This window comes from Streptomyces sp. NPDC006309 (assembly GCF_040613095.1).
Classification (GTDB): domain Bacteria; phylum Actinomycetota; class Actinomycetes; order Streptomycetales; family Streptomycetaceae; genus Streptomyces.
Window position 1 is genome coordinate 85,695 of sequence record NZ_JBEXRO010000024.1, and the last position, 24,682, is coordinate 110,376.

18 protein-coding genes and 1 pseudogene are annotated in these 24,682 nt (G+C 72.0%); 15 read left to right on the forward strand and 4 right to left on the reverse strand.

All coding sequences use genetic code 11. From position 1 onward, the window contains the following. Positions 1-9 precede the first annotated feature (9 nt). The 3 genes from ilvN to serA all read left to right on the forward strand — a co-directional run bounded on the left by ilvN (position 10) and on the right by serA (position 3,480). Positions 10-534, forward strand: a complete 525-nt coding sequence (gene ilvN / locus ABZ117_RS26900) for an acetolactate synthase small subunit (RefSeq protein WP_121786755.1) — start codon at positions 10-12, stop codon at positions 532-534. Between the two features lie 119 nt (positions 535-653). Continuing rightward, positions 654-1,652 carry a ketol-acid reductoisomerase gene (gene ilvC, locus ABZ117_RS26905; RefSeq protein ID WP_356824371.1) on the forward strand — a complete coding sequence of 333 codons (999 nt, stop codon included), beginning with the start codon at positions 654-656 and terminating at the stop codon, positions 1,650-1,652. Positions 1,653-1,878: 226 nt separating this feature from the next. Further along, a complete protein-coding gene (gene serA, locus ABZ117_RS26910) occupies positions 1,879-3,480 on the forward strand; it encodes a phosphoglycerate dehydrogenase (RefSeq protein WP_356824372.1) in 1,602 nt (533 codons plus the stop codon). A gap of 60 nt (positions 3,481-3,540) precedes the next feature. On the opposite strand, the gene ABZ117_RS26915 is transcribed toward serA, so the two are convergent. Next, positions 3,541-5,070: an MFS transporter gene (locus ABZ117_RS26915; protein WP_356824373.1), complete on the reverse strand. Its 1,530-nt coding sequence runs from the start codon at positions 5,068-5,070 to the stop codon at positions 3,541-3,543. A gap of 96 nt (positions 5,071-5,166) precedes the next feature. Here ABZ117_RS26915 and ABZ117_RS26920 point away from each other — a divergent pair, with 96 nt between their 5' ends. Continuing rightward, the gene (locus ABZ117_RS26920; protein ID WP_356824374.1) at positions 5,167-5,751 is read left to right on the forward strand and encodes a TetR/AcrR family transcriptional regulator; all 585 of its coding nucleotides are present in this window, start codon (positions 5,167-5,169) and stop codon (positions 5,749-5,751) included. Positions 5,752-5,758: 7 nt separating this feature from the next. On the opposite strand, the gene ABZ117_RS26925 is transcribed toward ABZ117_RS26920, so the two are convergent. Continuing rightward, positions 5,759-7,207, reverse strand: coding sequence for a helix-turn-helix domain-containing protein (locus tag ABZ117_RS26925; RefSeq protein ID WP_356824375.1), 1,449 nt, complete (start codon positions 7,205-7,207; stop codon positions 5,759-5,761). A 163-nt stretch (positions 7,208-7,370) separates the two neighbouring features. Here ABZ117_RS26925 and ABZ117_RS26930 point away from each other — a divergent pair, with 163 nt between their 5' ends. The 11 genes from ABZ117_RS26930 (at position 7,371) to cimA (ending at position 20,900) form a co-directional block, all read left to right on the forward strand. After that, on the forward strand, positions 7,371-8,351 hold the full coding sequence (locus ABZ117_RS26930) for a proline dehydrogenase family protein (protein WP_356824376.1): 981 nt from the start codon (positions 7,371-7,373) through the stop codon (positions 8,349-8,351). Between the two features lie 39 nt (positions 8,352-8,390). Continuing rightward, complete coding sequence (pruA, locus tag ABZ117_RS26935) at positions 8,391-10,022, forward strand: L-glutamate gamma-semialdehyde dehydrogenase (RefSeq protein WP_356824377.1); 1,632 nt, start codon at positions 8,391-8,393, stop codon at positions 10,020-10,022. Between the two features lie 416 nt (positions 10,023-10,438). Further along, on the forward strand, positions 10,439-10,567 hold the full coding sequence (locus tag ABZ117_RS26940; RefSeq protein WP_121786747.1) for a hypothetical protein: 129 nt from the start codon (positions 10,439-10,441) through the stop codon (positions 10,565-10,567). Positions 10,568-10,823: 256 nt separating this feature from the next. Then, entirely contained in the window at positions 10,824-11,867 is a 1,044-nt protein-coding gene (locus ABZ117_RS26945; protein ID WP_356824378.1) for a 3-isopropylmalate dehydrogenase, read from the forward strand. A 241-nt stretch (positions 11,868-12,108) separates the two neighbouring features. Beyond that, positions 12,109-13,197, forward strand: a complete 1,089-nt coding sequence (locus ABZ117_RS26950; protein ID WP_356824379.1) for a branched-chain amino acid aminotransferase — start codon at positions 12,109-12,111, stop codon at positions 13,195-13,197. Positions 13,198-13,417: 220 nt separating this feature from the next. Then, positions 13,418-14,113, forward strand: coding sequence for an urease subunit gamma (gene ureA / locus ABZ117_RS26955; protein ID WP_356824380.1), 696 nt, complete (start codon positions 13,418-13,420; stop codon positions 14,111-14,113). Then, the gene (locus tag ABZ117_RS26960; protein ID WP_356824381.1) at positions 14,110-15,834 is read left to right on the forward strand and encodes an urease subunit alpha; all 1,725 of its coding nucleotides are present in this window, start codon (positions 14,110-14,112) and stop codon (positions 15,832-15,834) included. The genes ureA and ABZ117_RS26960 overlap by 4 nt, the downstream gene beginning before the upstream one ends. Before the next feature lie 16 nt (positions 15,835-15,850). Further along, entirely contained in the window at positions 15,851-16,894 is a 1,044-nt protein-coding gene (locus ABZ117_RS26965) for an agmatine deiminase family protein (protein WP_356824382.1), read from the forward strand. Positions 16,895-17,036: 142 nt separating this feature from the next. Further along, positions 17,037-17,654, forward strand: a complete 618-nt coding sequence (locus tag ABZ117_RS26970) for a TetR/AcrR family transcriptional regulator (RefSeq protein WP_356824383.1) — start codon at positions 17,037-17,039, stop codon at positions 17,652-17,654. Between the two features lie 38 nt (positions 17,655-17,692). Next, positions 17,693-19,003, forward strand: a complete 1,311-nt coding sequence (locus tag ABZ117_RS26975; protein ID WP_356824384.1) for an MFS transporter — start codon at positions 17,693-17,695, stop codon at positions 19,001-19,003. Between the two features lie 286 nt (positions 19,004-19,289). Beyond that, entirely contained in the window at positions 19,290-20,900 is a 1,611-nt protein-coding gene (gene cimA, locus ABZ117_RS26980; RefSeq protein WP_356824385.1) for a citramalate synthase, read from the forward strand. A 1,137-nt stretch (positions 20,901-22,037) separates the two neighbouring features. On the opposite strand, the gene ABZ117_RS26985 is transcribed toward cimA, so the two are convergent. Next, entirely contained in the window at positions 22,038-22,643 is a 606-nt protein-coding gene (locus ABZ117_RS26985; RefSeq protein ID WP_356824386.1) for a GPP34 family phosphoprotein, read from the reverse strand. A gap of 70 nt (positions 22,644-22,713) precedes the next feature. Continuing rightward, a pseudogene (locus ABZ117_RS26990) lies at positions 22,714-24,579 on the reverse strand (lectin). Between the last annotated feature and the right edge of the window lie 103 nt (positions 24,580-24,682).

Here is a 24,682-nt window from a genome sequence, read left to right on the forward strand (position 1 = left end):
TAAGAAGACATGTCCAAGCACACGCTCTCGGTCCTGGTGGAGAACACGCCGGGCATCCTCGCCCGCATCGCCGCCCTGTTCTCCCGCCGCGGCTTCAACATCGACTCGCTCGCGGTCGGTGTCACCGAGCACCCCGACATCTCGCGCATCACCATCGTGGTGGGCGTCGAGGAACTGCCGCTGGAGCAGGTCACCAAGCAGCTCAACAAGCTCGTCAACGTGCTGAAGATCGTCGAGCTGGAGCCCGGTCAGGCCGTCCAGCGCGAACTCGTCCTGGTGAAGGTCCGCGCCGACAACGAGACCCGGTCCCAGATCGTGGAGATCGTCCAGCTGTTCCGCGCCAAGACCGTGGACGTCTCCCCGGAGGCCGTGACGATCGAGGCCACCGGCTCCGGCGAGAAGCTGTCCGCCATGCTCAAGATGCTGGAGCCGTACGGCATCAAGGAGCTGGTCCAGTCCGGCACGATCGCGATCGGCCGCGGCGCCCGTTCGATCACGGACCGCTCGCTGCGCGCGCTCGACCGGACCGCGTAGGGACCCGGACGGGCGGCCGGCGCGCCACGCCGCCGCCCGTATACCGAGACCCCGAAACTTCCGTCCCGCCCACCGTCATACGGTGGGAGCATCACCTGCACACAAGGAGAGAACCCATAGTGGCCGAGCTGTTCTACGACGCTGACGCCGACCTGTCCATCATCCAGGGCCGCAAGGTCGCGGTCATCGGCTACGGCAGCCAGGGTCACGCCCACGCGCTGTCGCTCCGTGACTCCGGTGTCGACGTGCGTGTCGGCCTGCACGAGGGCTCGAAGTCCAAGGCCAAGGCCGAGGAGCAGGGCCTGCGCGTGGTGACCCCGGCCGAGGCCGCCGCCGAGGCCGACGTCATCATGATCCTGGTCCCGGACCCCCTCCAGGCCAAGGTCTACGACGAGTCCATCGCCCCGAACCTGAAGGACGGCGACGCGCTGTTCTTCGGCCACGGTCTGAACATCCGCTACGGCTTCATCAAGCCCCCGGCGGGCGTGGACGTCTGCATGGTCGCCCCGAAGGGCCCGGGCCACCTGGTCCGCCGCCAGTACGAGGAAGGCCGCGGCGTGCCCTGCATCGCCGCCGTCGAGCAGGACGCCTCCGGCAACGCCTTCGCCCTCGCCCTGTCCTACGCCAAGGGCATCGGCGGCACCCGCGCCGGCGTCATCAAGACGACCTTCACCGAGGAGACCGAGACCGACCTGTTCGGTGAGCAGGCCGTGCTGTGCGGTGGCACGGCCGCGCTGGTCAAGGCGGGCTTCGAGACCCTGACCGAGGCCGGCTACCAGCCGGAGATCGCCTACTTCGAGTGCCTGCACGAGCTGAAGCTGATCGTGGACCTCATGTACGAGGGCGGCCTGGAGAAGATGCGCTGGTCCATCTCCGAGACCGCCGAGTGGGGCGACTACGTCACCGGTCCGCGCATCATCACCGACGCCACCAAGGCCGAGATGAAGAGGGTCCTCGCCGAGATCCAGGACGGCTCCTTCGCCCGCGCCTGGATGGACGAGTACCACGGTGGTCTGAAGAAGTACAACGAGTACAAGCAGCAGGACTCCGAGCACCTGCTGGAGACCACCGGCAAGAAGCTGCGCAAGCTGATGAGCTGGGTGGACGAGGAGGCGTAAGCCTCGGGACAGGGGCCGGGGCGGATGCTCCGGCCCCTGTTGTCCACCGCGTCCTGCCACGGACGGGTGATCCTTACGCGGAGGCGCAATGCGGTCTCCGTCACGCCACTACACTTCTGCACAACACGCGTCAGGCCCACAGCGTCGTGCGTCTTCCGCGGCTAGCCCCCCTCCACCGCCTGCGGCCGTCGGGACGGCCGTCCGCATCGCACCTGTGAGGACTCACGTGAGCTCGTACCCCAGTAAAAAAGCCACGGTACTCATCGCTGAGGAGCTGTCGCCTGCCACCGTCGACGCACTCGGTCCGGACTTCGAGATCCGGCACTGCAACGGAGCGGACCGCTCCGAGCTGCTTCCGGCCATCGCCGACGTGGACGCGATCCTCATCCGTTCGGCCACCAAGGTCGACGCCGAGGCCATCGCCGCCGCGAAGAAGCTGAAGGTCGTCGCGCGAGCCGGCGTCGGCCTGGACAACGTCGACGTCTCCGCCGCCACCAAGGCCGGCGTGATGGTCGTCAACGCCCCCACCTCCAACATCGTGACCGCGGCCGAGCTGGCCTGCGGTCTCATCCTCGCGACCGCCCGCAACATCCCGCAGGCCAACACCGCCCTGAAGAACGGCGAGTGGAAGCGCAGCAAGTACACGGGTGTCGAGCTGGCCGAGAAGACGCTGGGTGTCGTGGGCCTGGGCCGCATCGGCGCCCTCGTCGCGCAGCGCATGTCCGCCTTCGGCATGAAGGTCGTCGCCTACGACCCCTACGTGCAGCCCGCGCGGGCCGCGCAGATGGGCGTCAAGGTGCTGTCGCTGGACGAGCTGCTGGAGGTCTCCGACTTCATCACCGTCCACCTGCCCAAGACCCCCGAGACCCTCGGCCTGATCGGCGACGAGGCGCTGCGCAAGGTGAAGCCGAGCGTGCGGGTCGTCAACGCCGCGCGCGGCGGCATCGTCGACGAGGCGGCGCTGTACGCGGCGCTGAAGGAGGGCCGGGTCGCCGGCGCCGGCCTGGACGTGTACGCCAAGGAGCCCTGCACCGACTCGCCGCTGTTCGAGCTGGACCAGGTCGTGTGCACCCCGCACCTCGGCGCCTCCACCGACGAGGCCCAGGAGAAGGCGGGCATCGCGGTCGCCAGGTCGGTGCGGCTCGCGCTCGCCGGTGAGCTGGTGCCGGACGCGGTGAACGTCCAGGGTGGTGTCATCGCCGAGGACGTCAAGCCGGGCCTGCCCCTCGCCGAGCGTCTGGGCCGTATCTTCACCGCGCTGGCCGGCGAGGTCGCCGTCCGTCTCGACGTCGAGGTCTACGGCGAGATCACCCAGCACGACGTGAAGGTGCTGGAACTGTCCGCGCTCAAGGGCGTCTTCGAGGACGTCGTCGACGAGACGGTGTCGTACGTCAACGCGCCGCTGTTCGCGCAGGAGCGCGGTGTCGAGGTGCGCCTGACCACCAGCTCCGAGTCGGCCGACCACCGCAACGTGGTGACGGTGCGCGGCACGCTGGGCACCGGCGAGGAGGTGTCGGTCTCCGGCACGCTGGCCGGCCCGAAGCACGTGCAGAAGATCGTCGCGGTCGGCGAGTACGACGTCGACCTCGCGCTCGCCGACCACATGGTCGTCCTGCGCTACGAGGACCGCCCGGGTGTCGTCGGCACCGTCGGCCGGGTCCTCGGGGAGGCCGGCATCAACATCGCCGGCATGCAGGTCGCCCGTGCCGCGGTGGGCGGCGAGGCACTGGCCGTGCTCACCGTGGACGACACGGTGGCCCCCGGCGTGCTGGCCGAGCTGGCCGCGGAGATCGGGGCGGCCTCGGCCCGGTCCGTGAACCTGGTCTGAGACAGGACGGACGCCGGGCGGGCCGACCTCGGTCGGCCCGCCCGGCGTTCCGCGTATCCGCTACCGGTCGCCGCCGGTCGTCCGCAGGGCCGGTGCGGCGCCGGCCGCCGCGAGCGCCAGCAGCACCGCTCCGGCGACCGCCACGCCGTGCATCCCGCTGGTGAACGCCTCCCGGGCCGTGGCGAGCAGGGACGCGCCGGGCCGGCCGGGCAGCCGGGCGGCCGTGGTGAGGGCCCCGCCCAGGGTCTCGCGGGCCTCGGCCGGGGCCGTGTCCGGCATGGCGTGGCGGTAGACGGCCGTGCCGATGGAGCCCAGGACCGCCATGCCGAGCGCCCCGCCGAACTCGGTGCCGGTCTCCAGCAGGGCGGACGCCGTGCCCGCCTGTTCCGCCGGGACGCCGCTCATGGCCAGGTCGGTCAGCTGGGACAGCACCATGACCACGCCGCAGGCGAGGACGCCGGCCGCGACCAGTACCAGCCACAGGGAGTCGGTGCCGGTGAGGGCGAGCAGGGCGTACCCGGCCGCGCTGACCGCGAAGCCGCCGCTGACGACGTACCCGCGGTGGGCGCCCCGCTGGACGAGCGCGGTGGTGAGGGGCCCGGCGGCCCCGATGAGCACCGACGGGAGCAGGCTCCACAGCGCCGCCGCCAGCGGGCTCTTGCCGAGGACCGACTGGAGGTACTGCGTGGTGAAGATGGCCGAGCCCATCATCGCGAACGCGGACACCAGGGTCAGGACCAGCGACGGGGTGAAACCGCGGCCCCGGAAAAGGGCCGGCGGGACCAGCGGGGAGGCGCCGGTGCGCTGGCGGTGGACGAACAGGGCCCCGAAGAGCAGGCCGACGACGACCGGGACGACGTACCGCGGGTGCCAGCCCTCGGACGGGATCTCCTTGAGGCCGTAGACCACCGGGAGTACGGCGGCCATCGACAGCGGCACGCTCGCCAGGTCGAAGCGGCCGGCCCGGGGATTGCGCGTCTCCGGCAGCAGGGCCGGGCCGAGGACCAGCAGCAGCGCCATCGCGGGCAGGTTGACCAGGAAGACCGAGCCCCACCAGAAGTGCTCGACCAGGATGCCGCTCATCACCGAGCCGAGGGCGACCCCGCCGGTCATCACCCCGGACCACAGGCCGATGGCCTTGGCCCGCTGGGCGGGGTCGGTGAACATCGTGCGCAGCAGGGCCATCGTGGACGGCATGAGGGTCGCGCCGCCGACGCCGAGGAGCGCGCGGGCCGCGATCAGGGTCCCGGCGCTGTTCGCACAGGCCGCGAGCAGGGACGCCGCGCCGAAGGCGGCGGCCCCGGTCAGGAGCAGCTTGCGGCTGCCGAGGCGGTCGCCGAGCGAGCCCATCGTCATCAGCAGGCCGGCCAGGACGAAGCCGTAGATGTCGAAGATCCACAGTTGCTGCGTGCCGGTGGGGTGCAGGTCGGCGCTGATGGCGGGGGCCGCGAAGTAGAGGACCGACACGTCCATCGAGACCAGCAGCAGCGGCAGCATCAGCACTCCGAGCGCGGTCCACTCGCGGCGTCCGGCGCGGACGGGGGCGCGTTCGGCGCCGACGGGGACGGTGGTGCTCGTCGAGTTCGTCATGCCGAGGAATGTACGGCTGTATTAAACGCCTGTCTAGAACAATTGTATAAGTCAGTCGTCTAGGACGGACGTATGGATCGCGTTAGGCTGGCGGACATGGGACACCGTGAGGATCTGCTCGAAGGCGCCAAGCGCTGCCTGCTGGAGAAGGGCTTCGCGCGGACGACGGCGCGCGACATCGTCAGGGAGTCGGGGACGAACCTGGCCTCGATCGGCTACCACTACGGGTCGAAGGACGCGCTGCTGACCCGGGCCTACGTCTCCCTGCTCGAAAGGGTGGGCGAGAGCTTCGGCCCGGGCCTCGGCGGGGAGGTCACCCAGCCCCCGGGATCGCTGGCGCGCTTCCAGGAGATGTGGGCGAGCGTCCTGCGCACCGTCCCCGAGTCACGTGCCATCTGGCTGCTCAGCTTCGAGCTGATGTTCCAGGACGAGCGGGTCGCGGAGGTGCGCAAGCTGCTGGCCGAGGCGCAGGAGGAGGGCCGGACGGGGCTCGCGGCGCTCTTCAGCGGCGTGCCGGAGACGGAGATCGACCAGGAGACCACGGACACCGAGGGCCGCCTCTACCAGACCCTGCTCAACGGCCTCATGGTCCAGTGGCTCTTCGACCCCGGTTCGGCGACCACCGCCGAGCAGCTCACCGAGGGGCTCAGGCGCGTCATGCGGCAGGCCGCGCAGCACTGACCGGCAGTCACAGGCGCGCCCGTTTCAACGTCATGTGCAGCAGCAGCCGGTCCTCCCCGTCGTCCAGGTCGAGCCCGGTCAGCTGCTCGACCCGGGACAGGCGGTAGTACAGCGTCTGGCGGTGGATGCCCAGCTCGGCGGCGGTGCGGCCGGCCTGTCCCGCGCAGTCCAGGTAGACCTCCGCGGTGCGGGCCAGCTCCCGGTGGGCGGGGGAGAGCAGCGGGCCGGCCACGGGGTCGTGCGCGGCCTCCGGGGGCAGCGCGGTCAGCAGCCGGTACGGCCCGATGCGCCCCCACTCCGCGATCGGCGCGAACCGCGGCTCGGCCAGCGCGGCCCGCGCGGCGGCCCGCGCCTCCTGCCAGACCGTGGCCAGCTCGGCGAGACCGGTGCGGGGCTCGCCGATCCCGGCGGCGCACCGCGCCCCGGCGGCGAACCCGGCCACCCGGCCGGCCCCGGCAACCCCGGTCCCGGCAACCCTGGCGGCTCCGGCGGCTCCGGCGGCCCCTGCGGTGCCAACCCCGGTGGTCCCGGAGGCTCCGGCAACCCCGGCGGCCCCGGCAACCCCGGCCCCGGCAACCCCGGCGGTCCCGGCGGATCCCGGGTGCCGTGCCGCCACGGCGGCAGCCGTACGCGCCCCCGCTCCCCGCGCCTTCGCTCCTCCCGCGCCCTCGGCGTCCCTCAGCAGCCTTGCCGCCGCCGTCAGCGCCGGCGTCGGCACAGCCGTCGTCCGCAGCCGCACCAGCACCGCGAGGGTCAGCCCGGTCGGCCCCCAGGGCAGCGTGCACAGGGCGGTGGCGTGCGGGACCGTACGCGGGGCCGGGGCGTCGTCCGGGTCGGCCGAGGGCCAGGGCGCCACACAGACCAGCGTGTGCGGGCCGTCCGCGCGGGGGCCGAGGGCGGTGCGCAGGTCGGCCACCGCCATGTCCCGCTGCCAGCCGCGCTCCGCCGTGAGCACCGCCCGCAGCTCCCGGCTCAGCCCCGCCCCAGCCTCCGCCTCGTCGGCGAGCAGGGCCCCGATCCGGTCCGCCACCCGCAGCGCGGCGGCCAGCTGGGCGTCCGTCGGCCCGGGGTCGCCGTCCAGCAGCCAGACGTAGCCGAGGACGACACCCCGATGGCGTACGGGGAGGCAGATCCGGCCGCGGTACACGCCGGCCTCCGGGGTCGGCGGGATGCGTACCGGACCGGACGCGCGCGTGATGCCGAAGCCCTCGAACCAGGTACGGACCGCCGCCGTGGAGCGCCGGGTCAGGATCGAACGGGTGCGGACCGGGTCCAGCGCGGACGGGTCCAGCTCGTCGTCGCTGTCGTACGCGCCGAACGCGATCAGCTCGAAGTCGCGGTTCTCCAGGGTCGCCGGAACGCCCAGCAGCTCGGAGATCTCGTCCACCAGCTCCTGGTAGTCACCCATGCTCCCGAAGGATGCGGCATCGGCCTTCACCCGGGCATTCTCCCCCATTCCCCCGCCGCCGTCATACACCTGTCTGAGAACCCGGGCACGGATGCGTGACAGCTGTCGATGGCTCAGGATCGGAGAGATCCTTAGGTTTCACGGTGGTTCTCCGTGCCGTACCCGAATCGTCGGGTAGGGCCGTTTCGGTGCTTGTCTGTGGAGGTGCCCCGTGCTGGGTCCCGTGATTCTCGCCGCGTCGCGCAGCGACCGGATGCGTCGTCTGATCTCGGCGGCCCCGGTGACCAAGCAGGTCGTCGACCGGTTCATCCCGGGCGAGACCGTGACCGACATCGTGCCGATCATCGAGGACCTCACGGCCAAGGGCCTGGAGCTGACGATGGACGTCGTCGGCGAGGACATCACCACCCCGGAGCAGGCCGCCGCCGCCCGGGACGCCTACCTGGCACTGATCGGCCACCTCGAGCGGCTGGAGCTGGGCGAGAAGGTCGAGATGTCGGTCAAGCTGTCCATGTTCGGCCAGTCCCTCCCGTCGCCCGCCACCGCCCTCGACCGAGGGCCCTCCGGGCCCGCCCCCGCGTTCCCGGGCGGTCACGAGCTGGCCCTAACCAACGTCCGCCCGGTCGTCGAGGCCGCCGCCGCCATCGGGACGACCGTGACGCTCGACGCCGAGGACCACACCACCCTGGACTCGATGTTCGCCATCCACGAGGAGCTGCGGAAGGACTTCCCGCAGACCGGCTGCGTCATCCAGGCCTACCTCTTCCGCACCGAGGCCGACGCCCGCCGCCTCGCGGAGTCCGGCAGCCGCGTGCGCCTGGTGAAGGGCGCCTACAAGGAGCCCGCCGAGGTCGCCTACCAGCAGAAGCACGAGATCGACAAGGCCTACGTGCGCATCCTCAGGACGCTCATGGAGGGCGAGGGCTACCCGATGATCGGGTCCCACGACCCGCGTCTGATCGCCATCGCCCAGGAGCTGGCCCACAAGGCCGGCCGCAAGCTCGACGAGTACGAGTTCCAGATGCTGTACGGCATCCGGGGCGAGGAGCACCTGCGGCTGGCCGCCGAGGGCCACCGCATGCGCGTCTACACCGCCTACGGCACCGACTGGTACGGCTACTTCATGCGCCGCCTCGCCGAGAAGCCCGCCAACCTGCGTTTCTTCCTGCGCTCGATGGTCAGCAAGGGCTGAGCCCGAACACCCGCTCACGTACAAGGAGTTCCGGATCTCATGGACGCTGTGACCCAGGTCCCCACCCCCGTCAACGAGCCGGTGCACGGCTACGCCCCCGGCTCGCCCGAGCGCGCCCGCCTGGAGGTCAAGCTCAAGGAGCTGGCCGACAACCCGATCGACCTGCCGATGACCATCGGCGGCGAGAAGCGCATGGGCGGCGGCGAGACCATCCAGGTCGTCCAGCCGCACAACCACAAGGCCGTCATCGGCACCCTGCGCAACGCCACCCGGCAGGACGCGCAGGACGCCATCGACGCGGCCCTGGCCGCCGCCCCGGCCTGGCGCGCGATGGCCTTCGACGACCGCGCCGCCATCATCCTGCGCGCCGCCGAGCTGCTGGCCGGCCCCTGGCGCGAGACGATCGCCGCCTCCACCATGCTGGGCCAGTCCAAGACCGCCCAGCAGGCGGAGATCGACAGCCCCTGCGAGCTGGTCGACTTCTGGCGCTTCAACGTGCACTACGCCCGCCAGATCCTCGCCGAGCAGCCCCCGGCGAACTCCCCGGGTGTCTGGAACCGCCTGGACCACCGCCCGCTGGAGGGCTTCGTCTACGCGATCACGCCGTTCAACTTCTCGGCGATCGCGGCGAACCTGCCCACCGCGCCGGCCCTGATGGGCAACGTGGTGCTCTGGAAGCCGTCCCCGACGCAGACCCACGCCGCCGTCCTCCTGATGCAGCTGCTGGAGGAGGCGGGCCTGCCCAAGGGTGTCATCAACCTCGTCACCGGCGACGGCATCGAGGTCTCCAAGGTCGCCCTGGAGCACCGCGACCTCGCCGGCATCCACTTCACCGGTTCGACCAAGACCTTCCAGTACCTGTGGAAGACGGTCGGCAACAACATCGAGAAGTACCGCTCCTACCCGCGTCTGGTCGGCGAGACCGGCGGCAAGGACTTCCTGGTCGCCCACCCGAGCGCCGACCGCGCGATCCTGAAGACCGCCCTGACCCGCGGTGCCTTCGAGTACCAGGGCCAGAAGTGCAGCGCCACCTCCCGCGCCTACATCCCGGCCTCCATCTGGAACTCGGGCTTCAAGGAGGAGTTCGCCGCCGAGGTCGACTACCTGACCATGGGTGACGTCACCGACCTGTCCAACTTCATGGGCGCGGTGATCGACGAGCGGTCCTTCGCCAAGAACAAGGCGGCCATCGACCGCGCCAAGCAGGACCCGTCCTGCACCATCGTGGCCGGCGGCACCTACGACGACTCGGTCGGCTACTTCGTCCGTCCGACCGTCATCGAGTGCACCGACCCGGAGAACGAGGTCTTCACCACCGAGTACTTCGGCCCGATCCTCGCCGTGCACGTCTACGAGGACGACGCGTACGAGGAGATGCTGACCCAGATGGAGTCGGTGTCGGACTACGCCCTCACCGGTTCGGTCATCGCCAACGACCGCGCTGCCGCGGCCCACACGATGGAGAGGCTCCGCTTCGCCGCGGGCAACTTCTACATCAACGACAAGTCGACCGGCGCCGTCGTCGGCCAGCAGCCCTTCGGCGGCGGCCGTGCCTCCGGCACCAACGACAAGGCCGGCGCCCCGCAGAACCTGCTGCGCTGGACCCTGACCCGGGCCATCAAGGAGACCCTGGTCCCGCCGACCGACTACGCCTACCCGCACATGGGCTGACCGCCCCCGCGAACACGGCCCGGGAGGCCCGACATCTGGTCGGGCCTCCCGGGCCGTTCCCATGCCCACGGGGCCGCAGGCCGTCGCCGTACGGGCTGTGCTCCCTCCGCCGGAGTACTCACCGAACGCGTGAACGCCCAGTTCAGGGCGGGGTGAGCCGGTGTGCCGTCTCAGATAGTAGGAAGTCCGAGTAATGGTGCAGACAGACGCGGACGGCTCCCTTAGCGTGGAAGGAGCCGAACGTCTCGCTCCATCCAGCGAATGGCGGTCGTGAGCCGGGCCCCGTGCAGGCAACCCCTGCGGCCATCGTTTCCCGCCCCTTTCCGGGGGTCCCCTCCCACGCCTCCTTTGAGGCAGCGGGAGGAGTCGTGCCCCCACACCGCGGTACTCCGCGTCCGCCGAAGGAGTCGATTGCCATGGCCGAGACGACCGTCCGCCGCGTCCGCCACGTGCCCCGCACGAGCGAGTCCGACCGCAAGAACGCCGCCGCCGCCCTCCAGCGCGCCCTCGACCGCCGGGACAACGGCGGCGCGACCGGCCACTGAGCCGCCACCGGGCCGCACCACCACCAGCCGGGAGCCGCACCCGAGCGGGGTGCGGCGCGGCCTCGTCCGCCGCGCCGCACCTCGAAGTGGGCGGTCCGCCGCCCAGGGCCGGGACTTTCCACCGCAGCCCCATGCCCGTGCCACGTAAGGGTGAACGCCGCCCGGCGGCAGGGCGCCGGCGCACCGGCCACCCGTCCGGCTGTCCGCATGTCGGACAGGGCATGTCATCCACTGGGACGAGGAGTAGGGTGCCCGCATGTCTCGCAGCCTCAATCTCGCAGTGATCCCCGGTGACGGCATCGGCCAGGAGGTCGTGGCCGAGGGTCTGAAGGTCCTCTCCGCCGTCCTGCCGCAGGATGTGAAGCTGGAGACCAAGGAGTACGACTTCGGTGCCCAGCGCTACCACGCCACCGGTGAGACCCTCACCGACGCCGATCTCGACGCGCTGAAGCGGCACGACGCCATCCTGCTCGGCGCCATCGGCGACCCGTCGGTGCCGTCCGGCGTCCTGGAGCGCGGCTTCCTGCTCAAGCTCCGCTTCGCCTTCGACCACCATGTGAACCTGCGCCCGTCGAAGCTGCTCCCCGGCGTCGCCACCCCGCTCGCCGGCCAGCCGGAGATCGACTTCGTCGTCGTGCGCGAGGGCACCGAGGGCCCGTACACCGGCAACGGCGGCACCATCCGCAAGGGCACCCCGCACGAGGTCGCCACCGAGGTGTCCGTCAACACCGCCTACGGCGTCGAGCGCGTCGTCCGCGACGCCTTCGCCCGCGCCCAGGCCCGCCCGCGCAAGAAGCTCACGCTGGTCCACAAGAACAACGTGCTGACCTTCGCCGGACACCTGTGGACGAACGTCTTCACCAAGGTGGCCGAGGAGTTCCCCGAGGTCACCACCGACTACATCCACGTCGACGCGGCCACGATCTACCTGGTCACCGACCCGGGCCGGTTCGACGTCATCGTCACCGACAACCTCTTCGGCGACATCATCACCGACCTCGCCGCGGCCGTCTCCGGCGGTATCGGCGTGGCCGCCTCCGGCAACATCAACCCCGGCCGCGAGTTCCCGTCCATGTTCGAGCCGGTCCACGGCTCGGCCCCGGACATCGCCGGGCAGGGCAAGGCGGACCCCACCGCCACCGTCCTGTCCGTCGCCCTGCTGCTGCGCCACCTCGGCTACGACGCCGAGGCCGACCGCATCGACGCGGCGGTCACCGCCGACCTCACCGAGCGGGGCTCCCTGCCCGCCCGCCGCACCTCGGAGATCGGCGACGCGCTCGCCGTACGCGTAGCCGGCTGACCCGCCGCGCTCCACCCAAGCCGCCGGGTCGCTACCGCACCCGGCGGCTTTTCCTGTGCCTCGCCGGGTGCCACCATCAATCCCTGGACCGCTTCACCCCGATTCCGTCCGCCGCCGCCCCCGCGCGATAATCGAACGCGGAGCCGCGATATGAGGGAATGCTCGGACGTCCTAGCACTGACGACCCGCAGTACAGGCGTGAGCGCGGCCCGTCACTACAACCGGTGAAGGACAACCACTCATGACGACGCCCACGATCGAGCTCAAGCCCTCCGCCAGCCCGCTCGCCGCCGCAGAGCGCGAGGCGATCCTGGCCAACCCCGGGTTCGGCCGCCACTTCACCGACCACATGGTGACGATCCGGTGGACCGAGGGGCGCGGCTGGCACGACGCCCAGCTCGTCCCGTACGGCCCGATCTCCCTGGACCCCTCCACCCATGTCCTGCACTACGGGCAGGAGATCTTCGAGGGCCTGAAGGCCTACCGCCAGCCCGACGGCTCGATCGCGCTCTTCCGGCCCGAGGCCAACGCCCGCCGCTTCCGCAACTCCGCCCGCCGCATGGCCATGGCCGAGCTGCCCGAGGAGCTGTTCATCGCGGCGCTGGACGCGCTGCTCACCCAGGACGCCGGCTGGGTCCCGCCGCACGGCGGCGAGGAGGCGCTGTACCTGCGGCCGTTCATGTTCGCCACGGAGGCCGCGCTCGGCGTCCACCCGGCGAACGAGTACCTGTTCATGCTGATCGCCTCCCCGTCCGGCGCCTACTTCGCCGGCGGCGTGAAGCCGGTCACCATCTGGGTCTCGGAGGACCACGTCCGCGCCGTCCCGGGCGGCACCGGCGACGCCAAGACCGGCGGCAACTACGCCGCGTCCCTGCTGCCGCAGGCCGAGGCGGCCGCGCACGGCTGCGACCAGGTGGTCTACCTGGACGCGGTCACCCGCACCAAGGTCGAGGAGAGCGGCAGCATGAACGTCGCCTTCGTCTACGGCGACCGGATCGTCACCCCGTCCCTCACCGGCTCCATCCTGGAGGGCATCACCCGCGACTCCCTCCTCCAGGTCGCCCGCGACCTCGGCTACACCGCCGAGGAGGGTGTGATCACCCTGGAGCAGTGGCGTGCGGACGCCGCCTCCGGCGCGCTCACCGAGGTCTTCGCCTGCGGCACGGCGGCCGTGGTCACCCCGATCGGCCACGCCAAGACGAAGACGCACCAGTGGACCCACGGCGACGGCACGCCCGGCCCGGTCACCCGGCGGCTGCGCGAGGCCCTGCTCGGCATCCAGCGCGGCCTGACCGAGGACGAGCACGGCTGGATGCACCGCATCGGCTGACACCCGGCGGACACGCTCAGGGCCGCCCCGGACGCATTCGACGTCCGGGGCGGCCCTGCTGTGTATGCGTCATCGCCGCCTGGGGGTTCCGCGTCGCCGAGCAGTCTTTGAGCAGCGTTCGATGTGACATGTGCGGATGCTCGCGGACGACCCTTCTGTTTCCCGGATTCTGTGTTTAGAGTGATGCTCTAATTGAGGGAAGGCGAGGAGGTGTCGCGGCGTGAGACTCACCCCGACGGAACGTGACCGGCTGCTGCTCTTCGGAGCCGCCGAACTGGCCCGGGCCCGCCGGGCGCGCGGCCTCCGGCTGAACGTGCCGGAGGCCACCGCGCTGATCGCGGACACCGTCTGCGAGGCCGCCCGGGACGGCCGGCGGCTCGCCGAGGCCGTCGAGGCGGCCCGGTCGGTGCTCGGCCCCGACGACGTGCTGCCGGGCGTCGCCGACGTCGTCACCGAGGTGATGGTCGAGGCCGTCTTCGACGACGGCTCCCGGCTCGCGGTGGTCTCCGACCCCATCGGCGGCGGCCTGGGCGAGCACGCCCCCGGCGCGCTGCTGCCCGGCCCGGAGCACGCCGACCCCGAGCCGGCCGTCCGGCTCCGCGTCACCAACACCGCCGCCGTGCCGGTCTCCGTCACCTCCCACTTCCACTTCTTCGAGGCCAACCCGCGCCTCGACTTCGACCGCCGCCGGGCCTACGGCATGCGGCTCGCCGTGCCCGCCGGCTCCTCGGTGCGCTTCGGGCCGGGGGAGAGCGAGGAGGTCGGGCTCCTCCCGATCGGCGGCGAGCGGATCGCGATCGGCTTCGCCGGCCTGGTCGACGGGCCGCTGGACGCACCCGGAGCACGGCAGGAGGCCCTGCGCAGGGCCGCCGCCTGCGGATATCTCGGAGCCGGAACACAAGGAGGCGAGCGATGAGCCGCTCGAAGGGACGCGAGGTCAGCCGGTCGGTCCACATCGACCCGCAGGCCTACGCGGCCACCCACGGCCCCCGCGCCGGTGACCGCGTCCGCCTCGGCGACTGCGGGCTCACCATTCGCGTGGAGTCCGACTCCCAGCGGTACGGCGACGAGTTCCTCGCCGGGTTCGGCAAGACCGCCCGCGACGGACTGCACCTGAAGGCCGCCGCCGTCCGCGCGACCTGCGACGTCGTGATCAGCAACGTCGTCGTGATCGACGCGGTGCAGGGCATCCGGAAGGTGTCGATCGGCATCCGCGAGGGGCGGATCTGCGCGATCGGGCGGGCCGGCAACCCGGACACCCTCGACGGCGTGGACGTCGTCGTCGGCACCGGCACCTCGATCGTCTCCGGTGAGGGGCTCATCGCCACCGCCGGGGCCGTCGACACCCACGTCCACCTGCTGTCGCCGCGCATCATGGAGGCATCCCTCGCCTCCGGCGTGACCACGATCATCGGGCAGGAGTTCGGCCCGGTGTGGGGCGTCGGCGTCAACTCGCCCTGGGCGCTGCGCCACGCGTTCAACGCCTTCGACGCCTGGCCGGTCAACATCGGCTTCCTCGGCCGGGGTTCGTCCTCGTCGGACGCGCCGCTGGTCGAGGCGCTCGCCGAGGGCGGTGCCTGCGGCTTCAAGGTGCACGAGGACATGGGCGCCCACACCCGGGCGCTGGACACCGCGCTGCGCGTCGCCGAGGAGCACGACGTCCAGGTGGCCCTGCACAGCGACGGGCTGAACGAGTGCCTGTCGGTGGAGGACACCCTGCGCGTGCTGGAGGGCCGCACGATCCACGCCTTCCACATCGAGGGCTGCGGCGGCGGACACGTCCCCAACGTGCTGAAGATGGCCGGTGTCCCGAACGTCATCGGCTCCTCCACCAACCCCACCCTGCCCTTCGGCCGGGACGCGGTCGCCGAGCACTACGGCATGATCGTCTCCGTCCACGACCTCAAGCCCGACCTGCCCGGTGACGCGGCCATGGCCCGTGACCGGATCCGCGCCGGCACGATGGGCGCCGAGGACGTGCTGCACGACCTGGGCGCGATCGGCATCACCTCCTCCGACGCGCAGGGCATGGGCCGGGCCGGGGAGACGGTCCGCCGCACGTTCGCCATGGCCGGCAAGATGAAGGCCGAGCTGGGCCCGCTGGAGGGCGACGGCGACGGCGACGACAACGCCCGCGTCCTGCGCTACATCGCCAAGCTCACCATCAACCCGGCCATCGCGCACGGACTGTCGCACGAGGTCGGCTCGATCGAGGTCGGCAAGCTCGCCGACCTCGTGCTCTGGCGCCCGGAGTACTTCGGCGCCAAGCCGCAGCTGGTCCTCAAGTCCGGCTTCCCGGCGTACGGCGTGACCGGCGACCCCAACGCGGCCACCGACACCTGCGAACCGCTCGTCCTGGGCCCGCAGTTCGGCGCGTACGGCGCCACGCCCGCGGACATCTCGGTCGCGTTCGTCGCCCGGGCCGCCGCCGAGGGGGGCGAGGACCTCATGCCCACCCGCCGCAGAAGGGTCGCCGTGCGCGGCACCCGCGGCATCGGCCCCGCCGACCTGCGTCTCAACGCCCGAACCGGAGCGGTCGACGTCGACCAGCGCACCGGCCTGGTCACCCTCGACGGTGACCCGCTGCGCTCGGAACCCGCCGACTCCGTCTCCCTGAACCGCCTCTACTTCCTCTAGGACCCCGGGACCTCACATGACCACCCCCGCCGCCGACGGCTTCCGCATGCCCGCCGAGTGGACCCCGCACGAGCGCACCTGGATGGCGTGGCCGGGCCCCAACCCCACCTTCGACGACCCCGAGGACCTCGCGGCCTCCCGGATCGCCTGGGCGTCCGTGGCCCGCGCCGTCCGCCGCTTCGAGCCGGTCACCGTCGTGTGCGGGCCCGGCCGGTCCGCCGAGGCGCGGGCGCTGCTCGGCCCCGGCATCGACACCGTCGAGCGGGACCTGGACGACGCCTGGATGCGGGACATCGGGCCCACCTTCCTCACCGACGACCGGGGCGGACTGGCCGCCGTGGACTGGACGTTCAACGGCTGGGGCGCGCAGGAGTGGGCCCGCTGGGAGCACGACTCCAGGATCGGCGCGTACGTCGCCGGCCTGGCGGGCGCGCGGACGTACGCCTCGAAGCTGGTCAACGAGGGCGGCGCGATCCACGTCGACGGCGAGGGCACCGTGCTGCTCACCGAGACCGTGCAGCTCGGCCCCGAGCGCAACCCGCACTGGTCCCGCCAGGAGGTCGAGGCGGAGATCCACGCCCACCTCGGCACCCGCAAGGCGATCTGGCTGCCGCGCGGCCTGACCGGCGATTACCCTCCCCACGGCTACGGCACCCTCGGCCACGTCGACATCGTCGCCGCCTTCGCCCGTCCCGGGGTCGTGGTCGCCCACCACCAGCCGGACCCGGCCCACCCCGACCACGAGGTCACCCGGGAGGTCATCGGCCTGCTGCGGTCGGCGACCGACGCCCGGGGCCGCCGTCTGGAGGTCGTGGAGGTGCCCGCCCCCACCGTCCTGGAGGCCGACGGCCACTGGGCCGACTACTCCTACATCAACCACTACCTGTGCAACGGCGGCCTGGTGCTGTGCGGTTTCGACGACCCGCGCGACGAGATCGCCGCCGGGATCTTCCGCCGGCTGTTCCCCGAGCGGACGGTGACCCTGGTCGACGCCCGCACGATCTTCGCGGGCGGCGGCGGCATCCACTGCATCACCCAGCAGCAGCCGAGGACCCGGTGACGGCCGGTGTCGGGTAGAACGTACGGGTGAACGTCCAGGTGTGCGCGGCCCGCGGCCGCCGTCCCAGTCCGCCGCCGCACCCGCGGCCGCGGCGGCCCGAACGCCCGTCGCGCCCGTCGCGCGCCACGGGGGCGGTCCCGGCATGAGCACACCCCCGTCCCCCCGCCGCCGCACCCCGGCCCCGCCCCGCGAGGACGTCCTCGCCGCGGCCATGGACATGATCGCCGAGCGCGGTCTGGAGAAGCTCACCATGGCCGCGCTCGGCCGCGAGGTCGGCATGAGCAGCGGGCACCTCCTCTACTACTTCCGCTCCAAGGACGAACTCCTGCTGCGGACCCTGGAGTGGAGCGAGGGCCGGCTCGGCGCCGAGCGCGGCCGGCTGCTCACCCGGTCCGCGCCGGCCCGGGACCGGCTCGCCGCCTACGTCGACCTGTACGTCCCCGACGGCCACCGCGACCCGCACTGGACGCTCTGGCTGGAGGTCTGGAACCGCTCGCAGAACGCGGACGACGACGCCCGCGCCCGGCAGGCCGCCATCGAGGGCGCCTGGCACCGCGACCTGGTCGCCCTGGTCGCCGAGGGCATCTCGCGCGGCGAGTTCCGTCCGGTCGACGCGGACCGCTTCGCGGCCCGGCTGCGGGCGCTGCTCGACGGGTTCTCCATCCACGTGGCGATCGGGCTGCGCGGCACCGACCGGAACCAGGTGCTCGCGCACGTACGGGAGTTCGTCGCCGGCACGCTCCTCGCCGACGGGTCCTGAAGGAATCGTTCCCTTCGCCGCCGGGCAGGTAAGGGCGCATGGGACGACAACACTGGAAGAGGATCTGGGTCGGCTCGGCGGGCAACATGGTCGAGTGGTTCGACTGGTTCGTGTACGCGAGCTTCGCCCCGTACTTCGCGGGCGCCTTCTTCCCCAGCGGCAACCCCACCGCGCAGCTGATGAACACCGCCGGCATCTTCGCCGTCGGGTTCTTCATGCGTCCCGTGGGCGGCTGGCTGCTGGGCAGGGTCGGTGACCGCAAGGGCCGCAAGGCGGCGCTCACCCTGACCGTCACGCTCATGTCGGCCTCGGCCGTCCTGATCGCCGTCGCCCCCACCTACGGGGTCGCCGGCTACGGCGGTGCCCTCGTCCTGCTCGTCGCCCGCCTGCTCCAGGGCCTGTCGGTCGGCGGCGAGTACGCGGCCAGCGCCACCTATCTGACCGAGGCGTCCGACCCGCGCAGGCGCGGCTTCGCCTCCAGCTTCCAGTACGTGTCCATGACCGCCGGCCAGATCGCCGGCCTCGGCCTGCTGATCCTGCTCCAGCGCACCCTGTCCGACGACGCCCTGCACGGCTACGGCTGGCGCATCCCGTTCGCCGTCGGCGCCCTCGGCGCGGCCGTCGTCCTCTACCTGCGCCGCAGCATGCTGGAGACCGAGGTCTACGAGGAGGACACCTCCCGCTCCGGGGAGCGCGGCACCCTGCGGGCCCTGTGGCGGCACCGGCGGGAGGCGTTCCTGGTCGTCGCCCTGACGATGGGCGGCACGGTGGCGTACTACACGTACACCACCTACCTCACCAAGTACCTGTCCAACTCGGCGGGCCTGTCCAAGGAGACCGCGACCCTGGTCTCGTTCACCGCGCTGATCGTGTTCGCCTGCCTCCAGCCGCTCGCCGGCGCCCTGTCCGACCGCGTCGGCCGCCGCCCGCTGCTGATCACCTTCGCGGTGGGCTCCACGGTCCTGACGGTCCCGGTCATGGCGCTGCTCCGGCACGTCCACGGCTACTGGTCCGCCCTCGGCCTCGCCCTGCTCGCGCTGACCGTGGTCACCGGATACACCTCCATCAACGCCTGTGTGAAGGCCGAGCTGTTCCCGACCGGCGTGCGCGCGCTCGGCGTCGCCCTGCCCTACGCCCTCGCCAACGCCCTCTTCGGCGGCACCGCCGAGTACATCGCCCTGTGGTTCAAGAAGGCCGGTGCCGAGTCCGGCTTCTCCTGGTACGTGGCCGGCTGCGCCGCCGTGTCCCTGGTGGTCTACGTCACCATGCGCGAGACGAAGGACCTGGACCTGGCCCGGGTCAGGGCCGCCGAGGACGCCGGGGAGTCCAGCCTGACGCCCGCATCCTGAGACGGCCGGTGAGCCGGGGGCCGCGCTGTGCCAGACTGCCCCCGTGCTCTCGTTCGCCGTGATTATGGGCAGCAGGCGCGCCGGTCCGCAGTGACCACCTCGTACGACCAGGTGCGGGTGGCCACCGTCGTCCTCGACCCGCGCGCATACCTCTCGCACCCGCGAGGGGTTTTTTCGTTTTCCGGCCCACCCACAGCCGGCGGCGGAGCGCGAGGGACCATGGGAGGAACGGTGGAGCCGGTCATTCCGGTAAAGACCGAAGATCCACAACAGGAGCCTTGAGATAATGACCGAGACGGCTACCAGCAGGCTCGACGACTCGTTCCACGTCTTCGACACCACGCTGCGCGACGGCGCGCAGCGCGAGGGAATCAACCTCACCGTCGCGGACAAGCTCGCGATCGCCCGGCACCTGGACGACTTCGGCGTGGGCTTCATCGAGGGCGGCTGGCCCGGCGCGAACCCCCGCGACACCGAGTTCTTCGCCCGGGCCCGGGAGGAGATCGACTTCCGGCACGCCCAGCTGGTCGCCTTCGGCGCCACCCGCCGCGCCGGCGCCACCGCCGCCGAGGACCCCCAGGTCAACGCGTTGCTCGACTCCGGTGCCCCGGTGATCACCCTGGTCGCCAAGTCGCACGACCGGCATGTGGAACTGGCGCTGCGCACGACCCTGGACGAGAACCTGGCGATGGTCCGCGACACGGTGTCGTACCTGCGCGGGCAGGGCCGCCGCGTCTTCGTCGACTGCGAGCACTTCTTCGACGGCTACCGCGCCAACCCCGAGTACGCCAAGGCGGTCGTCCGTACGGCCGCCGAGGCCGGCGCCGACGTCGTCATCCTCTGCGACACCAACGGCGGCATGCTCCCCGCCCAGGTCCACGCGGTCGTCGCCACGGTCCTCGCCGACACCGGCGCCCGGCTCGGCATCCACGCCCAGGACGACACCGGCTGCGCGGTCGCCAACACCCTCGCCGCCGTCGACGCGGGCGTCACCCACGTCCAGTGCACGGCCAACGGCTACGGCGAGCGCGTCGGCAACGCCAACCTGTTCCCGGTCGTCGCGGCCCTGGAACTGAAGTACGGCAAGCAGGTGCTGCCCGACGGCAAGCTCCGTGAGACGACCCGCATCTCCCACGCCATCGCCGAGGTCGTCAACCTCACGCCGTCCACCCACCAGCCCTACGTCGGCGTCTCGGCGTTCGCGCACAAGGCCGGCCTGCACGCCTCCGCCATCAAGGTCGACCCGGACCTGTACCAGCACATCGACCCCGAACAGGTCGGCAACACCATGCGCATGCTGGTCTCCGACATGGCGGGCCGCGCCTCCATCGAGCTCAAGGGCAGGGAACTCGGCATCGACCTGGGCGACGACCGGGAACTGGTCGGCCGGGTGGTCGAGCGCGTCAAGGAGCGCGAACTCAGGGGCTACACCTACGAGGCGGCGGACGCCTCGTTCGAGCTGCTGCTCCGCGCCGAGGTCGAGGGCAGGCCGCTGAAGTACTTCGACGTCGAGTCCTGGCGCGCGATCGTCGAGGACCGGCCCGACGGCACCCACGCCAACGAGGCCACGGTCAAGCTGTGGGCCAAGAGCGAGCGGATCGTCGCCACGGCCGAGGGCAACGGCCCGGTCAACGCCCTCGACCGCGCGCTGCGCGTCGCGCTGGAGCGGATCTATCCCCAGCTCGCCCGGCTGGAGCTGGTCGACTACAAGGTCCGCATCCTGGAGGGCAAGCACGGCACCCAGTCCACCACCCGCGTCCTGATCTCCACGTCCGACGGCTCGGGCGAGTGGTCCACGGTCGGCGTGGCCGAGAACGTCATCGCCGCGTCCTGGCAGGCGCTGGAGGACGCGTACACGTACGGCCTGCTGCGGGCGGCCGTGGAACCGGCGGAGTAGTAACCGCGTCCGCGCCCCGGCCCCGCCGCGACGACCGACCGACGGCCCCCGGGCCCCTTCCGGGACGGGCGCCACGCCCCTTCCGGGCCGGGCGCCACGCCCCTTCCGGGCCGGGCGCCACGCCCCTTCCGGGCCGGGCGCCACGCCCGCCCGCCCCGGGCACCCGCCGCGCCGCTCCGGGCCGGGCGCCACGTCCGCCCGCCCCGGGACCCGCCGCGCCGCTCGGGCCCGGAGCAGCGCCGCCCGCTCCGGGGACCCGGAACCGCCGCGCCCTTCCGGCGTGCCTGCTGCGTCCGCCCGTTCCGGGTCGGAGGAGCTGTCGCGCCCTTTTGGGCGGGGTTGTGTCCGCTTGTTCCGAGGGGCCGGAGCCGTGGTGCCTTTCTGGGGTGGCTGTTGCGTCTGCCCGTTCCGGGCCCGAGGCGCCGCCACGCCCTTTCGGGCGGGGTTGTGTCCGCTTGTTCCGAGGGGCCGGAGCCGTCGTGCCTTTCTGGGGTGGCTGTTGCGTCCGCCCGTGCCGGGTCGGAGGAGCCGCCACGCCCTTTCGGGCGGGGTTGTGTCCGCTTGTTCCGAGGGGCCGGAGCCGTCGTGCCTTTCTGGGGTGGCTGTTGCGTCCGCCCGTGCCGGGTCGGAGGAGCCGTCGCCCCCTTTTGGGCGGGGTTGTGTCCGCTTGTTCCAAGGGGCCGGAGCTGTCGTGCCTCTCTGGGATGTTGCTGCGTCCGCCCGTTCCAGGAGCCGGGAAGCACCGCACGGCTCCGGGCTGGGACTTGCGTCCATCCGCTCCGGGGGCCCGGAGCCCTCCCGCCCTTCCCGGGCTCGGAGCCGCGTCCGCCCGCTCCGAGCCTCCGGAACCGCCATGCCCTCCAGGCACCCGCCCCGGGATCCCGGAACCGCGCGCCCGCTCCAGGGCGGGAGCCGCGTCCGTCCGCTTCGGGGACCCCGGAGACCCTCGCGTCATCCGTGGCCGGGACCGCGCCCGCCCGCACCGGCGAACCCCCGCGCCTCCGGGGCCGGAAACGTGCCCGCTTCGGGGACCCGGAGACCCTCGCGCCCTCCCGTGCCCGGCAAATCCCCGCGCGCCCGGGGCCGGAACCCCGCCCTCCCGCGCCGAAGAGGACTACGGCGCCGCTCCGGCGATCGCTACGGTGCCCGCCAGATGTTGTCGAAGGCGATGTTCTCGATGCGGCGCCGTTCGCGTACGGCCTCCAGTTCCGTCACCGCGTCGCCGACCGCGGCCAGCACGGTGATGACCGCCTCGTCGCCGGGCTCGTCGCCGGCCGGCCGGTCGTCGTGGATGCCCAGGGCCGTGGCGAGGCCGGTGAGGACGGGGTCGCGGGACTCCCAGCGGTCGCTCGCGTGGCGGCGGGCCGAGGTGTCGGCCGGCGCGGCGGTTCCGGCGCGGCGCGGCAGCCAGCGGTTGCCGCTCTTCCCGTCCAGCTGCCCGGCGGCCTGAAGGGTGTCGTGGTAGGCCACGGCCAGGCCCTCTCCCCGCCGCCACAGCCAGTCCGCGACCGTCTCGTGCGGCCCCTCCCGGACGAGTGCCGCCCCCGCCTCGTCCAGCATCCGGTCGCCCGTGGTCAGCACCGGCCCGGGGACGATCTGCTCGCCGTCCAGGGTGAGCGCCCGGACGCCGAGCAGGTCGATCAGCTCGGCCCCGGCGAGCGCCAGCGACAGGTCACCCTGCTCGACCGGGTGCTCGCCGGGGACGTCCAGCGTGACGAGGAAGAGATCCTGCGGTGTGGTCATACCCCCACGATGGTCCGCGGGCGGCCGATTCGCAGCACGGCACACCGTCCGCGTCGGGCAAAGCTCCGCGTCACCGCAGTGTCCACTTCTGGTTCGCGGCCCCGGTGCACGACCAGATCTGGATCCGGGCCCCGTTCGCCGACGAGTTGTCCGTGACGTCGAGGCACTTGCCGGCCGCCGTGTTCACCACTTCGCCCGTGGCCGCGTCGTACGACCACCGCTGGGCGCCGGTCCCGTTGCAGTCGTACAGCTGGATCTTGGCCCCGTCGGCCGTCGAAGCCGACGTCACGTCCAGGCACTTGCCGAGCGCCTGCACCGCCCCGTCGGCCGTCAGCGTCCACTGCTGGGCGGTGGAGCCGTTGCAGTCGTAGAGCTGCACCGCGGTGCCGTTGGCGGCCGAACCGCCCGCCACGTCCAGGCACTTGCCGGCCAGCCCGGTGAAGGCCCCGCTCCGGCTGCCGCCGCCGGACTGGGTGCCGGACCAGGTGAAGGTCGCCGAGGTGCGGCCGGGCAGCGAGTAGGTGGCGTGCTGGGAGCCCCAGTTCAACGTCACCGTCCTGGCCGAAGCGGAACCGTTGTAGGCGATCAGCGCCTTGCTGCCGTCCGGGTTGCGCCAGGCCACGTTGGGCACCGTGGTGGAGGCGGTGGAGGCGATCCGCTGGGCGCCGGGACGGACGAACTTCGTGAGGTGGCCCATGGTGTAGTACTCGACGGTGTAGTCGACGGTCCCGCTCGCGCCGTCCCCGTTGTGCACGGTGATCAGCCCGGTGCAGGTGCCGCAGCCGCCGTTGTGCGGGCCCATGTTCTGGTCCACGGCGAGCGACCACTTGGTCACCGACTTCGCCCAGTTGCGGGTGTAGTCGATGATGTTGGTCATGTCCTCGCGCTGCTGGTCGGCGATCCAGGTGCCGCCGGAGTGCTCGGTGCCGAAGGCGTCCAGCGTGGGGTACTGGTCGTGCACGGCCGTCTGCTTGCCGACGTCGCCGCCGTAGCCGTGCCAGGCGATGCCGCCGAAGTTGGGGTGGTTGCGCACGGCCGGGTCGTTCACGGTCTGGGCGGCGTAGGAGTCGTAGACGTCCCAGTTCCAGTCGTGGGCCAGCACCTTCGTGGTGAGGCCGGCCGCCTGGAGCTTCGGCAGGAGTTCGTTCTTGGTGAAGTAGGCGAGCCCGTCGGCGTTCCAGCTCATCGACGGGTAGCCGGAGCAGCAGGTCGGCTCGTTCTGCGCGGTGACGTACGAGACGTTCACGCCCTGGTCGCGGTAGCCCTGGAGGTACTTCACGAAGTACGAGGCGTACGCCCCGTAGTCCTCGGCCTTGAGCCAGCCGCCGTTGAGCGAGGCGCTGTCCTACATCCAGGCCGGCGCCGTCCACGGCGAGGCCATCACGGTCAGTGACGGGTTCAGCTGGAGCGCCTGCTTGGTCAGCGGGACGACGTCCGCCAGGTCGTGCGCGAGGGTGAACCTGGCCAGCGCCGGGTCGCTCTGGCCGGCGGGCACGTCGTCGTAGGTGTAGCCGTAGCGCGCGAGGTCGGAGGCGCCCATCGGGTTGCGCAGGAACGACAGGCCGATGCCGTCCGTGGGGGAGAACAGCTTGCGCATGGTCGCGTCCCGGGTCGCCTGGGACAGCGCTCCGCTGCTGTTCATCAGCCAGGCCGCGGTGTCCGTGAAGGACGCGCCGCCGCCGGTGAAGGTCTGGTAGCGGGTGTTCTCGTCGACGCTGATGTTCTCGCCGGTGCCGCCCGTCCCGGACTGGAAGGCGAACGGTGTCTGGGGCGCCAGGCCGCGGACGACGTGGCGGCCGCCGGAGTCGTCCGTGGTGGTGAGCCAGGCCGTGACCTGCTCGCCGGCCGCGTGCGCGGGGGGTACGGCCGCGGTGACACCGGCGGCGGAGAGCAGTCCGGCGAGCAGCAGCCGGACGGTGCGGGGGGTTCTCCTCATGGTGCGTCGCCCTTCCTGTCGGGGTCGAAGGAGCTGACGGGTCGTCTTGAAGGAGCTGGCGGGCCGTATCGGACGAGCTGACGGGTCGTCTTGACGGGCCTAC

What these genes read in the sequence shown, in the direction of transcription:
- ilvN (WP_121786755.1), top strand. Translation starts at nt 10, where the DNA reads ATGTCCAAGCACACGCTCTCGGTCCTGGTGGAGAACACGCCGGGCATC.
- ABZ117_RS26915 (WP_356824373.1), bottom strand. Translation starts at nt 5,070, where the DNA reads ATGACGAACTCGACGAGCACCACCGTCCCCGTCGGCGCCGAACGCGCC.
- ABZ117_RS26920 (WP_356824374.1), top strand. Translation starts at nt 5,167, where the DNA reads ATGGGACACCGTGAGGATCTGCTCGAAGGCGCCAAGCGCTGCCTGCTG.
- ABZ117_RS26925 (WP_356824375.1), bottom strand. Translation starts at nt 7,207, where the DNA reads ATGGGGGAGAATGCCCGGGTGAAGGCCGATGCCGCATCCTTCGGGAGC.
- pruA (WP_356824377.1), top strand. Translation starts at nt 8,391, where the DNA reads ATGGACGCTGTGACCCAGGTCCCCACCCCCGTCAACGAGCCGGTGCAC.
- ABZ117_RS26940 (WP_121786747.1), top strand. Translation starts at nt 10,439, where the DNA reads ATGGCCGAGACGACCGTCCGCCGCGTCCGCCACGTGCCCCGCACGAGC.
- ABZ117_RS26945 (WP_356824378.1), top strand. Translation starts at nt 10,824, where the DNA reads ATGTCTCGCAGCCTCAATCTCGCAGTGATCCCCGGTGACGGCATCGGC.
- ABZ117_RS26950 (WP_356824379.1), top strand. Translation starts at nt 12,109, where the DNA reads ATGACGACGCCCACGATCGAGCTCAAGCCCTCCGCCAGCCCGCTCGCC.
- ABZ117_RS26960 (WP_356824381.1), top strand. Translation starts at nt 14,110, where the DNA reads ATGAGCCGCTCGAAGGGACGCGAGGTCAGCCGGTCGGTCCACATCGAC.
- ABZ117_RS26965 (WP_356824382.1), top strand. Translation starts at nt 15,851, where the DNA reads ATGACCACCCCCGCCGCCGACGGCTTCCGCATGCCCGCCGAGTGGACC.
- ABZ117_RS26970 (WP_356824383.1), top strand. Translation starts at nt 17,037, where the DNA reads ATGAGCACACCCCCGTCCCCCCGCCGCCGCACCCCGGCCCCGCCCCGC.
- ABZ117_RS26975 (WP_356824384.1), top strand. Translation starts at nt 17,693, where the DNA reads ATGGGACGACAACACTGGAAGAGGATCTGGGTCGGCTCGGCGGGCAAC.
- cimA (WP_356824385.1), top strand. Translation starts at nt 19,290, where the DNA reads ATGACCGAGACGGCTACCAGCAGGCTCGACGACTCGTTCCACGTCTTC.
- ABZ117_RS26985 (WP_356824386.1), bottom strand. Translation starts at nt 22,643, where the DNA reads ATGACCACACCGCAGGATCTCTTCCTCGTCACGCTGGACGTCCCCGGC.